The following is a 13,196-nucleotide window of genomic DNA, read 5'->3' as shown; positions in this document are numbered from 1 at the left end:
ATCAACCGACTGAGAATAAAAACAAAAGGTGGTTACATGAAACCGATAAATAAGCAGCGGCGTGAGCAAGCCTGGCAGACCCTGGCCTTGCTGGTACTGGTGGGCCAAGGCGGCACGGCACTGGCGGCCGCCATCGAGTTGCCGAATTCCGACTACCGCCTGCGTTGGGACAATACCTTGCGTTACGCCCTGGGCATGCGCATGGAAGACCAGGACCGGCGCATCATGAATAACCCCAGTTACGATGAATCCGATGGCAAGTTCGACAAGGGCGATATCGTCACTAACCGCGTCGACATCTTGAGTGAAATCGACTTTTCCTATCGCAAGGAGTGGGGTGCCCGTGTCAGCGCCGCCGGCTGGTTCGACCAGGCGTACCACGACGATAGCGTGCGCAGCCATATAGCCGGCTACCAGAGCAGCTATGACAGTGATCGCTACAGCGGCGAGGTCAAGCGCTATGCCGCAGGGCCTTCGGGGGAAATTCTCGATGCCTTCCTGTGGAAGAACTTCCGGGTCGGCGACACCTCGATCAACGTCAAGGCGGGCCGCCATACCAACTACTGGGGCGAAGGGTTGCTGTTCGGCGCGCATGCCGTGTCCTATTCCCAAGCGCCGCTGGACGGAGCCAAGGCGGTCACCAGCCCCGGTATCGAAACCAAGGAAGTGTTTTTGCCCATCGGGCAAATTTCGGCCAAGGCTCAGGCCACCGATAACCTGACCCTGGCTGCGCAGTATTTCTACGAATGGGACTACACCCGGCTGCCGTATGGCGGTACCTATTTTGGCGCGGCAGACCCGTTTTTCGAAGGCCCCGACCGGCTGCCCGTCGCACCGGGCTTCTCTTTGAAAAGGGAGAACTCCAAGTTCGGCCGCGACTCCGCCAACTGGGGGGTGATGGCCAAGTATGAGATCGAGGCGATCAGTTCGAACGTCGGCCTGTACTACCGCCAGTTTGACGATTACCAACCCTGGCTTGCGCCAGAAGTCTCGGCCGCCACTGGCAGCTACCGTCTGGTCTACCCGCGCAACGTCAAGTTGGTGGGTTTGAGTTTTTCCAGGGTGTTCGACACGGTCTCGGTAGGCAGCGAGGTGTCGTATCGCAAGGGCGGGGCGTTGAATGCGGTGGGCATCGACCCTACGGACAACGAAGGGCCGCGCGGCGATACGCTGCATTTTGTCGCCAATGCCGTGTATGGCGTGCCGCGTAACTTCATCGCCAACAACGCCACCCTGGTCGCCGAGTTCGCCTACAGCCACCTGCGCAAAGTCACTGACCACGAGGAGCTGTACCTGGGTGAACACAACAATAACTGTGTAGACCCCCGGGTCGGCACGCCGGGGTCGGGCGACAAGCGCGACGGCTGCTCCACCCGCAATTACGCCGCCATGGCCGTCAACTACACGCCGCAGTACTTGTCGGTATTCCCCTCCTGGGACATGACCGTGCCCTTGACCGTCAACTATGGCCTGTCGGGCAACGCCGCTTCAGCCGGTGGCGGTAATGAAGGCGCGCTGACCTGGTCCGCCGGCGTGCAGCTCACCTATGCCCAGCGTTACGAGTTCGGCCTGCGGTACGCCGACAGCGACGCCCAGTCCAAGCGCATCCCCGGCGACACGATTGGCGGCAACGGTGCCGTGGGTGGCACCGACCGTGGCTGGCTGGCCTTCACCTTCAAGACCTCCATCTGATAACGCCAATAAACGGAGTACCTGCTATGAACGGACAACTTGCCCTGGCCTTCGCGCTGTTGAGCGCGGCCACTTGCAGCCTGGCGGCGGCGCCCGCCGATCAGGTGGCGCAAATCGGTAAAACCCTCACGCCGTTCGGTGCAATTATTGCCGGTAACGCCGAAGGCACGATCCCCGCCTATCAGGGCGGCCTGCGGCAGAGCCCACCTGGGTTCAAACCCGACAGCGGCTTCTGGGTCGACCCCTTCAAGGATGAAAAACCACTGCTGCGCATCACCTCGAAAAACATGCAGCAGTACGCGGACAAACTCAGCGGCGGGCAGAAGCTGTTGCTGGAGAAATTCCCCGACTACTACCTAGATATCTACCCCTCGCACCGCACGGCGGCGTACCCGCAGGAAGTCCTCGACGCCACGGCGCGCAATGCCACCAACTGCCACACCAACAAGGACGGTTTGGCCGTCGACCCGGTTTGCCGTGGCGGCCTGCCGTTTCCGCTGCCACAGAACGGCAACGAGGTGATCTGGAACCAGCAATTGCGCTACAAGGGCGCGGGCTACACCACCACGCCGTCATCCAACAGTTGGGTGGTGGACTCCTCGGGCTCGGTGACCAAGACCGCCGAGTCCGCCACCTTTGAAGAGTCGCCGTACTACCAGGTCAAACAGGCCGACCGCGACCCTCAATTGTATTACCGCGCCTGGGCGCTGGACAGTTACCCGGCACGCAGCGCCGGCCAGTTGATCATCCTCGCCGACTACCTCGACCCGCAGAGCCAGCCGCGTCGCGCCTGGAGCTATACGCCGGGGATGCGCCGGATCAAGTTGGCGCCGGAATTCGCCTACGACACGCCCGTGCCGAACCAGGGCGGCGTGAACCTGTTCGACGAGTTGCAAATGTTCTCCGGCAGCCAGGACCGCTTTGACTACAAGCTGGTGGGCCGCAAGGAAATGTACATCCCGTACACCGCCTACAAGTTCTATTTCAGCTGTGGCCAGGACGAACAGTTCCTCGCGCACCACGCCAATCCCGCGTGCGAACGCTGGGAACTGCACCGGGTGTGGGTGGTGGAAGCCACGCTCAAACCGGGCAAGCGCCACGTCTACAGCAAACGCACTTACTACCTGGATGAAGACACCTACGGTGCCGGCTTGTACGACGCCTGGGACCAGGGCGGGGTGCTGTACCGCGCGTTGTTCCTCAGCGGAGTGCAGCTGTACGACAAAGTCATCCCCTATACCGTCAAGAACGTCAGCTACGACTTCAACAAGGGCATGTGGTCGCTGCTCAACGACGGTTTGAAGGGCGGTTACCGCGTGCATGACGTCCCGGAGACTGAGCGGGACATGAAGCCAGAATCCATCGTGTCCCAGGAAACCCAGCGCTGATTCACCCTTCGACTCCACTTTTACGGCCCGAAAGGGCCGTTTTTTTTGCGTGAAATCCACTGTGTTGCGGGAATTAAATGAACAGATATTAAAAATGTGTTTATATTATTTCGGATGCTTTATCCGCCTGATGGCTCATCCGGGCCAGATAATTAAAAGCCGGATGACTAAAAACAAGGAGAACGCCATGCTGATTGATGTCCACGCCCACCTGTTGACCGAAGGTATGCTCAACCGTCACGAATTCTGGGGCCCGTTCATGAAGGTGCAGGGGCTGACCGTCGGCCACTTTTCCCTGGGTACCAAACAACCCGCCAAGGCGGCCACCGATGCTGAGGCGCAGGCTAATATCCTGGCGCGCATGACCCACGCCAGCCGGCGCAAGCTGATGGCCGAGCGCGGTGTCGACAAGCTGGTGATGTCTACGCCGTCACACTGCTTCATGTATTGGGCGGGTGACTTCGCCAACGAATACGCGCGTGTTTGTAACGATGAACTGTCCGCATTCTGCCGTGCCGACCCCGACCACTTCGACTTCTGGTGCCATGCCAACCTGGCGGACCCCGAGAACGCTGCCCGCGAAATCGAGCGTGCGGTGACCCAACTGGGCGCCAAGGGCGTGTGTGTGGGCGGGGCCAATTTCAACGGGCTGGAGGCGCATGACGAGCGGCTGTTCCCAGTGTGGGAAAAGCTCACGCAACTGGATGTGCCCATCATGGTGCACGGCTTTAACCAATCGATTTATTGGGGCGAAAAACACACCGACGACAAATTCGAAACCACCTCGATCGTTGGCGATTGCGTCGATGAAACCTTGTTCTTCTGGTACCTGATCTGCGGCGGCGCGCTGGATGTATTTCCCACCTTGAAAACCTACATCACCCATGCGGGCGGCATGGCGGTGTTCCAGTTGGGCCGCTTGAGTGAACTCAATCGCGCCATGGCGCCGGACTCGCGCAACCAGCGGCCGCTGATGGAATATATGCAGAACTTCTATTTTGACCTCGACGTACATGCGCCAGGCCTGCGCCGTGGCGTGGCCGAAGTGGTGGGCGTTGACCGCCTGCTCTACGGCACCAATTTCGGCGGCGCCTACGACCACGGCGACCTGACGGCCGGGCTGGGTTTGTCCACCGATGACCGTGAGCGGATCCGCAGCGGCAACGCCATCGAACTGCTCAAATTGAAGGTGCCGGCGGTGGTGTCGTCATGACCGAACGCTCGCTGGACCTACCGGCCGGGCGCCCCTATCCACAGCGTAACGGGCGCTTGCCCAGGCAACTGCAGGAGGTTACGGCGCAGTGGCTGACGCAGCTGTTGCAGCCGCGTTATCCCGGCGTCGAGGTGCTGGCGCTCGAGCCGGTGCAGGTGCGTAACGGTCACACCACCAAGTTTCGCGCCAGGCTGACCTTGAATGACGCGGGCCAGCGTGCGGGCATTGCGCCGCACCTGTGCCTGAAGTCCAATTGGTCCGAGGGCTTTGAAAGCGGCGATATCTGCGAGCTTGAGGCGCGCTTCTATCATTTGGCGAGCAGTTGGCCGCAGGCGCCTCTGCCCAAGACCTACTTCACCGACTGGGACGCCGACGGCGGCGGTCGAGGCATCGTGGTCATGGAAGACCTTGGCCTGGCCGCCGGGCAGTTTGGCCACAGCACCGATCATCTGGGCGTGGACGGTGTGGCTGCGGGCCTTGAGTCCCTGGCCACCTTGCATGGCGCGACCTGGGGCAGTGCGCAGTTGCAGCAGCAAGCGTGGCTGCCGGTGTCGATGGCCAACCCGGTGGACTGCGACGGCCTGTTGCGGATGTACAACTACATTCAGGTGAACCTGAGCAAGCCGGAATATCAGCGGGTACTGCCGTCGTGGATGTATGACTCGCCGCAATTGTTCAGCCATGCCTTCGATGAAATGGCTGCGTTTGAGCGCGAGCAGACTTCACCGGGTTGCCTGATCCACGGCGACGCCCACCAGGGCAACAGCTTCCTGCGTCCGGATGGCCAGCGCGTCTGGCTCGACTGGCAGCTCGCGCGATGGGGACGGCCTTGGCGCGACGTGACGTATTTCATGCTCGGCGCGCTGACCGTGGCGGAGCGGCAAGCGGATGCCCAGCGCCTGTTGCGGGTGTACCGCGAGAAACTCATCAGCCTGGGCGCGCAGGGCGTACTCGGCCAGGATGCAGCCTGGGAACAGTTGTGTCGCTTGCCGGTGTGGGGCATGCAGACGTGGATGTCGAACATGGATGACTGGGGGCAAACCGGCTTACCGATGGTTGAGCGCTTTTTCGCGGCTGCCGAGGACTGGGACACCATCAACCTCTTGACCGAAGGCCGCACGCCCCGACGCACGCCGATCCTGGGCAAGGATGCGCGGCCATTGGCCCCGGCTTATCAACCTCAACTGGACGCCTGAGTTGTGACCCCGAGTACGACTATGCGCCTGCAGGGCGCGGATAACTTTCGCAGCCTCAAAGGCCTGCCTGCCTACGGTGGGCGGCGCATCGCGGGTGACACCCTGCTGCGGGCGGACCAGTTGCATCGTCTGACGGTGGAGGATTGGATGGCGCTGCAGCAGATGGGGCTCAAAACCGTGTGCGACCTGCGCAGCGGCGCCGAGCGTGAGCGATACCCCAGTGACTTGCCCGAAACCGTCACACGGCATGTGCACCTGGAGGTGAGCGGCGATGTGCGTGCCGACCCGGCCATTGCGGCCATGTTGGCAGCCAACCCGGCGCAGGAGGGCGCGCGACAGATGATGCTGGAGGTATATCGCCAGCTACCGAGCCTGCTGGCGCCGCACTTGGCGGCCGTGTTCGAATTGCTCGTCGGTGGGCACACGCCGGTGCTGATTCATTGCGCCGCGGGCAAGGATCGCACCGGCGTAGTGGTCGCGCATGCTGTTGCATGCCCTAGGCGTGGCCCCCGAAACCATCATGGCCGACTACCTCCTGTCGGCCCGCCGTTTCCATCAACTCGATACCCAGCGCCAGACCGCCCTGGGCAATGCGATCGAACACATGGTCGGCAAACCGGTAAACGAAGTCGCGATCGATGCGGTACTGGACGCAAGGCCGGAGTATCTGCAGGCTGCCTACGCCAGTATCGACGCCGAATACGGCAGGCTCGATCCCTACCTGGCTCGCTTCACCGGCCTCGCCCCGGCGGGTATCCAGCGTCTGCGCGACACGTTACTGACTGCGTGGGCTGCGCCCCCTACATAACCATCTTGGGAGGCCAGGCACCTGTGGCGAGGGAGCTTGCTCCCGTGACAACCTCACAGCCACCCAATATTCCCCTGATTTGCTGTGATTTGCTGTGATTTGCTTTGGATCTTGATCTCAAGCGCCCCGTCAACCACGCTGGCCGAACGCAGGCTTGAATCCTTGGGCCGCCGTCCTGGGCCTTCCCTGGCCCAGGACGGCTAACCCGGCGTCCAGCCGGGTTACCCACGGATTCAAGCCTGCGTTCGGGCATGCTGAGCCTAGGCGAGGCACCGAGTGGTGGGGCAAGAGCCCTTTGGTTACTTTGGGGCTTTTCCAAAGTCACCCGCTGTAAGAGCGGAACCCATAGCCGCCGTTACCGCAAAAATGGATATGTACCCGGTCAAATCCAACATCCTGGTCGGCTGTCAGGCCGCCACGGGAGCAAGCTCCCTCACCACAGGCCTGCCTGGACACCTACTTCCCCTGCGTAAGCCAGATACCCACCAGAATCAACCCGCCCCCCACCGCGTGATACAGATGCAACGTCTCACCCAACAGCGTAATAGCCAATACCGCAGTAAACAGCGGCACCAAGTTCATCAGCACGGCGGTTTTTTCCGCGCCGAGGGTGTCAAGGCCACGCATCCACAGCCCTGGCGCCAGCGCCGAGGCGAACAGACCAGCGAACAACACCAACGGGATATTCGCCGGCGTCAAGGCAACCGTGGGCGCCAGCACAAACGCCGGCACCAGAAACAGCGTGCCGCAGGCGATCTGCACGTACAGGCTTTCCCAGGTCGGCAAGGGAATACGCCAACGCTTGACCAACACGCAATACAGCGCATAAGACAGCGACGCCAGCAGCATCATCAACTCCCCGCGGCCAACCCCTTGTTGCCACAGCGACGAAAGGTTACCGGCCGACAACAGCCACGCCAGGCCGATAAACGACACCCCGGCACCCACCAGCATCAACGGGGTGGGGCGGGTATGCAGAATCGCAAACGCCAGCAGCATGGTCAGCAGCGGCAGGGTCGCCAGGATCAGACCCATGGACGTTGCAGTGACCGTGTGCGCGGCAAAATACGCCAGCGATTGATACAGCGCCATGCCGAGCAAACCCAGTACGCCAAGTTTGGGCAGCAATGGCACGATGTTGCGACGCAGGCGCCACACTCTGGGCAGCAACACCGGCGACAATACAAGCAGTGCCACCAGCCAGCGGTAGAACGAAATCGCGGCCGGGTCGATCACGCCCACGGAGAGCCGATTGACCACGGTGCTTGCCGCCCAGATCAGCGTGGCAAGCACGGGAAACAGCAGGTTATTCATCGGATGCGTCCGTACTATTGATCGGCCGCATTACGCGCCTTGACCGCCTGTGCGAAATCGCGTTTGAGCGTTGGGAAATACGCGATTTGCCCACCCATGCCGCCAGCGATGTCGATGGACGCCGCACTGATGAAGCTGGCGTACTCGCTGGACAGGAACAACACCATGCCGGCGACGTCTTCGGGTTTGCCGTAGCGCCCGATGGGCACCACTTTGAGCACCATCGCGTCAAACTCTTCGCGGCTGACCCCGGGCCCCATTTCCCGGTAATGGCGGTCCCACTGGCCAGTGTCGATCCAACCCATGTTCAGGCTGTTGACCAGGATGTTGTCCTTGGCCAGGGACATTCCCAGTGAGCGCGAGAGGGCGATACACGAAGCGCGGTTGATCACCGAGGGAATGCCGTCCGGCGTCGGGACCGTGCCGGCGAGCGCATTGATTTCGATAATCCGCCCCCACTGCTGCTTGCGCATATGCGGCACTACCGCCTGGACGAAACGGAAATGGCCCATTTGCAGCACATTTGCGTGTTCAAGAATGGCCTCCGGGGTGAGCGTTTCGAGGCTGCCGCCACGCCCTTGACCGGCGTTATTGACCAAAATGTCCACGCCACCCCATGCCTCGGCCACTTCACTGACGAAGTGTTGAACACCCTGTGTGTCGGTGACATCCACAACGCGCGCCAGCACCTGTTCGGCAGATTCGCGCAATTTGGCGGCGGCGGCGTCGACGGCATCCTGGCTGCGCGCGCAAATCGCTACACGAGCACCTTCAAGGGCGAACGCGCTTGCTATAGCAAGGCCGATGCCCCTTGAAGCACCCGTGATGATGACTCGTTTTCCCCTCAGATCGATGTTCATTCGCGGCTTTTTCCTCTTGTTTTTATGGGCGTTGCGACGACGCGGCGGCCGCGTCCGGCAAGGCCCATTAGAACGCAAACCGACGCCGGATCAAAACACAATTGAACAGTTAAGTTTTTTATGTGCAATATGTCTGCGTGGATGTGCCGAGCTCTGTAGGTTGTGAAGGTGTGAACCGATGGGGTACTGAAGCTTGTGATTCTGAATATAGAATTGAAATCTTTATATGGAATTATTTGTTTTTCTCGGTTAATTTGATTTCCAAGCCGCTGGGCCTGCAGCTGTTGGGAAGTTGGACAGATAGGGCTGAGGCGCTTGGGGCAAGGTGCGCGACACCTGCCCGCAATACAGCAGAAAGCGTTCTACCGATCTCACATAAACGACTGAAAAATAAAAATAAAAGGTGGCTCGTATGAAAGACATGACCAAGCACGGTCGGCAGGTGTTCAGCCGTAGCGCTGTCGCGCTGGCGGTGCTCAGCGGCATGAGCTGTGCCCACGCAGTTTCGTTCGACCTGAGTAACCCCGACTACCGCCTGCGTTGGGACAACACCGTGCGTTACAACCTGGGCATGCGTATGGATGGCCAGGACAGTCACATCATGAATAACCCTACCTACGACGAATCCGACGGCAAGTTCGGCAAACACGACATCGTGACAAATCGGGTCGATCTGTTTACCGAAGTCGATTTTTCATACTTGAACGAGTGGGGCGCACGCCTGAGCCTCGCCGGCTGGTACGACAATGCTTATCGCGACACTGGCGTAAAAAGTCAGGTGGGTGGCCAGACCAGTTATGAAAACGACCGGTACAGCGACGAAGTAAAGCGCTACGTGCGGGGGCCATCGGGCGAAATCCTGGACGCATTCATCTGGAAGAATTTCCAGCTGGGCGACACGCCGGTCAACGTCAAGGTTGGTCGGCACACCAACTATTGGGGTGAAGGCCTGCTGTTCGGTGCCCACTCCGTTTCCTACTCCCAGGCGCCAAGTGATGGGGTAAAAGCCGCCACAAGCCCTGGTATTGAGACAAAAGAAGTATTTTTGCCTGTTGGCCAAGTCTCGGCGAAAGCGCAAGTCACCGATTCTCTGTCGATTTCCGGGCAGTATTTCTATGAATGGGACAACACCCGTATCCCTTACGGTGGCACCTATTTCGGCGGCGCGGACTTCCTGTTTGAAGGCCCGGACCAGTTACCTGCCGGTGCTGGCGCGTTCAAGCGCCAGAACTCCAAATTTGGCCGCGACGGCGCCAACTGGGGCGTGATGGCCAAATACAACCTGGAGGCCATCGAGTCGACCTTCGGCGCCTACTACCGCCAGTTCGACGATTACCAGCCGTGGCTGGCCCCGCAAATCAAGGCGAACCTGGGTGAGTACCGCGTGGTGTACCCACGTGGGGTGAAACTGGCCGGCGTCAGCTTCGCGCGGGTGTTCGACTCGATCGCCGTGGGCAGTGAATTGTCCTATCGCATGAACGGCGCACTGAACGCGACCGGCGTCAGCACCCTGGATGACGAAGGCCCTCGCGGCGACACCATCCACTTCATCGCCAACGCCGTGTATGGCGTGCCGCGTAACTTCATTGCCGAGAATGCCACGCTGGTCGCAGAGTTCGCTTTCAGCCACCTGGCCAAAGTCACCGAGCACGAGGAACTGTTCAAATACAAGGGCAACGCTGCCTGTACCAGCGGGCGCAGCCCAGCTGTTGCCAATTCCGGCGATGAGTCGGACGGTTGCTCTACCCGTAACTACTATGCCGCTGCGGTCAACTACACGCCGCAATACCTGAACATTTTCCCGTCGTGGGATCTGGAAGTCCCATTGACCGTCAACTACGGCATTCACGGTAACGCCGCTTCCGCCGGCGGTGGCAGTGAAGGTGCCTTGGCCTGGTCTACCGGGGTCAAGTTCACCTACCAGCAGCAGTACGAGTTTGGCCTGCGCTACGCCGACACCCATGCCCAGTCCAAGAACCTGTCCAACGGTACCGTGGGAGGCAACGGCGGCGTCGGTAATACCGACCGTGGCTGGCTGGCATTCACGTTCAAAACCTCCTTCTGAACAAATCCAATAAAAACGGAGCCTGTCTGAATGAAACGACAAATTGCCTTGTCCATCGCACTGCTTGGCTTTGCTGCCAGCAGCATCGCCGCCGTCAGCCCGGAAGAAGCGGCGCAGATCGGTAAAACCCTCACTGCATTTGGGTCGATTCAGGCAGGTAATGCCGAAGGCACCATTCCGGCCTACACCGGTGGCCTGACCAAGGCTCCTGCAGACTTCAAGCCCGAAAGTGGCTTTTGGGCCGACCCGTTCCGTGATGAGAAACCCCTGTTCCGGATTACCGCGCAGAACGTGGCGCAATACGCCGACAAGCTCAGCGAAGGGCAAAAAGAAGTCCTGAAGAAATACCCCGATTATTACTTCGATATTTACCCCAGCCATCGCACCACGGCCTACCCGCAGGATGTGCTGGCTGCAACCACGCGCAATGCCACCGGCTGCAACACCACCAAGGAAGGCCTGGCAGTGGACGTCGCCTGCCGTGGCGGCTTGCCGTTCCCGATCCCCAAGACCGGCAACGAGGTGATCTGGAACCAGCAACTGCGCTACAAGATCGGCCATGGCTACTCCACCACCAGCTCGTCCAACAGCTGGGTGATAGACGCCAATGGCTCGCGGACCAAGGCCGCCGAACAGGCGACGTTCGAGGAGCAGCCGTACTACCAGACCGAGCAGCCGGACCGTGACCCGAACATGTATGCGCGGGTGTACTCGCTGAATAACTACCCGGCGCGGCGTTCTGGCGAAGTGACCGGCATCAACGACTACATGGACCCCACCACCAAGCCGCGTCGTGCGTTCAGTTATTCACCGGGTCAACGCCGGGTGAAACTGGCCCCCGAGTTTTCCTTCGATACCCCGGTGGCAAGCCAGGGCGGCGTGACCCTGTTCGACGAACTGCAAATGTTCTCCGGCAGCCAGGACCGCTTCGACTACAAGCTGGTGGGCCGCAAGGAAATGTACATCCCGTACAACGCCTACAAGTTCTACTTCGAGTGCAAGCAGGACGACCAGTTTCTCACCCACCACGCCAACCCGGCGTGCGAGCGTTGGGAGCTGCACCGCGTGTGGGTAGTGGAAGCCACGTTGAAACCGGGCAAGCGTCACGTCTACAGCAAGCGTACCTATTACCTGGATGAAGACACCTACGGCATCGGCCTGTATGACGCCTGGGACCAGAGCGGCGCGTTGTACCGTGCGATCTTCCTCAGTGGCGTGCAGCTGTACGACAAGACCCTGCCGTACAACGTCAAGAACGTGGTGTACGACTTCAACAAAGGCATGTGGGCACTGCTCAACGACGGCCTGAAGGGCGGCTACAAGTTCGTCGATAAACCCCGCTCCGAACGGGATATGAACCCCGAGGCGATCGTGGCGCGCGAAACCCAGCGCTAGCATCAAGCGGCATGCGGTGACCTGCGCGCACCCTGGAGGTGCGCGCAGTTGAAGAGGTGGTCCTGTCGCCAGCGCGTCAATCGTCAGATGCGCGCCGGCGCCGGGACCCCGGCCTGGTGAGGATAAAAATAATGATTAGCCAACGCCTTGTACGACTTTCCAACCCGCTCACGCGAGTGCTGAACATTGCCCTGATCGCCGCGCTGATGGCGGCAGGTCATGCGCAGGCAGCCGCTGCGCTGATCGACCCGCTGCAAGAGCCGGCCAGCCTGCTCGAAGGCCCACTGGCGTCGCCGTTGCTGGGCGTTGCACGTGCCGGCGATGCGTTGGTGAGTGTGGGCCTGCACGGCCTGATCCAGCGCTCGCGCGACAACGGCCAGACCTGGGAGCAAGTGCCCAGCCCGGTCTCCAGTGACTTTGTGCAAGTGCGTTTCAGTGACGCGCAAAACGGTTGGATTGTCGGCCACGATTGCGTGGTACTGCACAGCACCGATGGTGGCCTCAGTTGGGCGGTGCAAATGGATGGCCGGCAATTGCTCGGCGTCCTCAATAGCGTCTATGGCCAACGCGCCGAGAGCGGTGACCAGGACGCGGCGGATATGGTCCAGGAAGTCAGCCGCGCGATGGGCTCGTCGGCGACGGCTGATGTACTGCCGGTGCCATTGCTCGACGTGCTGTTTGACGCACAAGGCCACGGCTTTGCGGTCGGCGCCTTCGGCATGATCCTGCGCAGCGAGGATGCCGGGAAAACCTGGCTGCCGTGGATCGAACGGGCGGACAACCCCAAGCGCATGCACCTGTATGGCTTGGCTGAGCACAACGGTACGTTCTACATCAGTGGTGAACAGGGGCTGTTGCTGCGCCTGGACAACCAACAGCAACGTTTCGTGAAAATCGACACCCCGTACACCGGGACCTATTTCGGCGTGCGTGCTTTCGACCAGCTGCTGCTGGCGTTCGGGCTACGCGGCAATCTGTTTGCCAGTCGCGATGACGGCCAGAGCTGGCAGGCCCTGGACACTCAACTCAATGGCAGCCTGGTGAGCATTGTCGAACAGGGCGCAGCCCTGATCGTGGTGAGCCAGGGCGGGCAACTGGTCAAGGTGGATCGCCAGACCCTGCACGTCACCAAACTGGCCAATGGGCGAGTGGGCGAGGTGTACGCCGCCAGCGCCACCGAGCAGGCCGGGAGCCTGGTCGTTGCGCGCTTCAACGGCGCCAAGGTCATCGATATCGCCAAGGCTGATTAACGCGGTCGGCACGAT

At 60.7% G+C, this 13,196-nt stretch carries 10 protein-coding genes and 1 pseudogene; 9 read left to right on the top strand and 2 right to left on the bottom strand.

Features of this window, described 5'->3' with window-relative positions; translation table 11 throughout:
- Positions 1-36 precede the first annotated feature (36 nt).
- The 6 genes and pseudogenes from BLU48_RS15265 to BLU48_RS32315 all read left to right on the top strand — a co-directional run bounded on the left by BLU48_RS15265 (position 37) and on the right by BLU48_RS32315 (position 6,297).
- Positions 37-1,692 (top strand): DUF1302 domain-containing protein, encoded by a 1,656-nt coding sequence (locus BLU48_RS15265; RefSeq protein WP_057023697.1) that lies wholly within the window; start codon positions 37-39, stop codon positions 1,690-1,692.
- A 26-nt stretch (positions 1,693-1,718) separates the two neighbouring features.
- Complete coding sequence (locus tag BLU48_RS15260; protein ID WP_057023698.1) at positions 1,719-3,080, top strand: DUF1329 domain-containing protein; 1,362 nt, start codon at positions 1,719-1,721, stop codon at positions 3,078-3,080.
- A 187-nt stretch (positions 3,081-3,267) separates the two neighbouring features.
- Positions 3,268-4,293 carry an amidohydrolase family protein gene (locus BLU48_RS15255; RefSeq protein WP_057023699.1) on the top strand — a complete coding sequence of 342 codons (1,026 nt, stop codon included), beginning with the start codon at positions 3,268-3,270 and terminating at the stop codon, positions 4,291-4,293.
- Positions 4,290-5,489, top strand: a complete 1,200-nt coding sequence (locus BLU48_RS15250; protein ID WP_057023700.1) for a phosphotransferase family protein — start codon at positions 4,290-4,292, stop codon at positions 5,487-5,489. The genes BLU48_RS15255 and BLU48_RS15250 overlap by 4 nt, the downstream gene beginning before the upstream one ends.
- Positions 5,490-5,510: 21 nt before the next feature.
- Positions 5,511-5,912, top strand: a pseudogene (locus tag BLU48_RS32320) (tyrosine-protein phosphatase); the annotation flags it as partial.
- Positions 5,913-5,976: 64 nt separating this feature from the next.
- Positions 5,977-6,297 (top strand): tyrosine-protein phosphatase, encoded by a 321-nt coding sequence (locus tag BLU48_RS32315; RefSeq protein ID WP_231989049.1) that lies wholly within the window; start codon positions 5,977-5,979, stop codon positions 6,295-6,297.
- 456 nt (positions 6,298-6,753) lie between these two features.
- On the opposite strand, the gene BLU48_RS15235 is transcribed toward BLU48_RS32315, so the two are convergent.
- Together BLU48_RS15235 and BLU48_RS15230 are read right to left on the bottom strand one after the other, a co-directional pair.
- Positions 6,754-7,611, bottom strand: a complete 858-nt coding sequence (locus tag BLU48_RS15235) for a DMT family transporter (protein ID WP_057023701.1) — start codon at positions 7,609-7,611, stop codon at positions 6,754-6,756.
- Positions 7,612-7,625: 14 nt separating this feature from the next.
- Entirely contained in the window at positions 7,626-8,471 is an 846-nt protein-coding gene (locus tag BLU48_RS15230) for an SDR family oxidoreductase (protein WP_057023702.1), read from the bottom strand.
- 412 nt (positions 8,472-8,883) lie between these two features.
- Between BLU48_RS15230 and BLU48_RS15225 the strand changes: the two genes are divergently transcribed.
- The 3 genes from BLU48_RS15225 to BLU48_RS15215 all read left to right on the top strand — a co-directional run bounded on the left by BLU48_RS15225 (position 8,884) and on the right by BLU48_RS15215 (position 13,181).
- Positions 8,884-10,536, top strand: coding sequence for a DUF1302 domain-containing protein (locus BLU48_RS15225; RefSeq protein WP_057023703.1), 1,653 nt, complete (start codon positions 8,884-8,886; stop codon positions 10,534-10,536).
- A gap of 30 nt (positions 10,537-10,566) precedes the next feature.
- Positions 10,567-11,931: a DUF1329 domain-containing protein gene (locus BLU48_RS15220; protein WP_057023704.1), complete on the top strand. Its 1,365-nt coding sequence runs from the start codon at positions 10,567-10,569 to the stop codon at positions 11,929-11,931.
- Between the two features lie 131 nt (positions 11,932-12,062).
- Positions 12,063-13,181, top strand: coding sequence for a WD40/YVTN/BNR-like repeat-containing protein (locus BLU48_RS15215; RefSeq protein ID WP_057023705.1), 1,119 nt, complete (start codon positions 12,063-12,065; stop codon positions 13,179-13,181).
- Positions 13,182-13,196 lie beyond the last annotated feature (15 nt).

This window comes from Pseudomonas synxantha (assembly GCF_900105675.1).
GTDB lineage: Bacteria > Pseudomonadota > Gammaproteobacteria > Pseudomonadales > Pseudomonadaceae > Aquipseudomonas > Aquipseudomonas synxantha.
This window is presented reverse-complemented; position numbering and strand designations above follow the sequence as displayed.

Excerpts from the sequence above, each read along its gene's own strand:
- BLU48_RS15265 (WP_057023697.1), top strand. The coding sequence starts at position 37 with ATGAAACCGATAAATAAGCAGCGGCGTGAGCAAGCCTGGCAGACCCTG.
- BLU48_RS15260 (WP_057023698.1), top strand. The coding sequence starts at position 1,719 with ATGAACGGACAACTTGCCCTGGCCTTCGCGCTGTTGAGCGCGGCCACT.
- BLU48_RS15255 (WP_057023699.1), top strand. The coding sequence starts at position 3,268 with ATGCTGATTGATGTCCACGCCCACCTGTTGACCGAAGGTATGCTCAAC.
- BLU48_RS15250 (WP_057023700.1), top strand. The coding sequence starts at position 4,290 with ATGACCGAACGCTCGCTGGACCTACCGGCCGGGCGCCCCTATCCACAG.
- BLU48_RS15235 (WP_057023701.1), bottom strand. The coding sequence starts at position 7,611 with ATGAATAACCTGCTGTTTCCCGTGCTTGCCACGCTGATCTGGGCGGCA.
- BLU48_RS15230 (WP_057023702.1), bottom strand. The coding sequence starts at position 8,471 with ATGAACATCGATCTGAGGGGAAAACGAGTCATCATCACGGGTGCTTCA.
- BLU48_RS15225 (WP_057023703.1), top strand. The coding sequence starts at position 8,884 with ATGAAAGACATGACCAAGCACGGTCGGCAGGTGTTCAGCCGTAGCGCT.
- BLU48_RS15220 (WP_057023704.1), top strand. The coding sequence starts at position 10,567 with ATGAAACGACAAATTGCCTTGTCCATCGCACTGCTTGGCTTTGCTGCC.
- BLU48_RS15215 (WP_057023705.1), top strand. The coding sequence starts at position 12,063 with ATGATTAGCCAACGCCTTGTACGACTTTCCAACCCGCTCACGCGAGTG.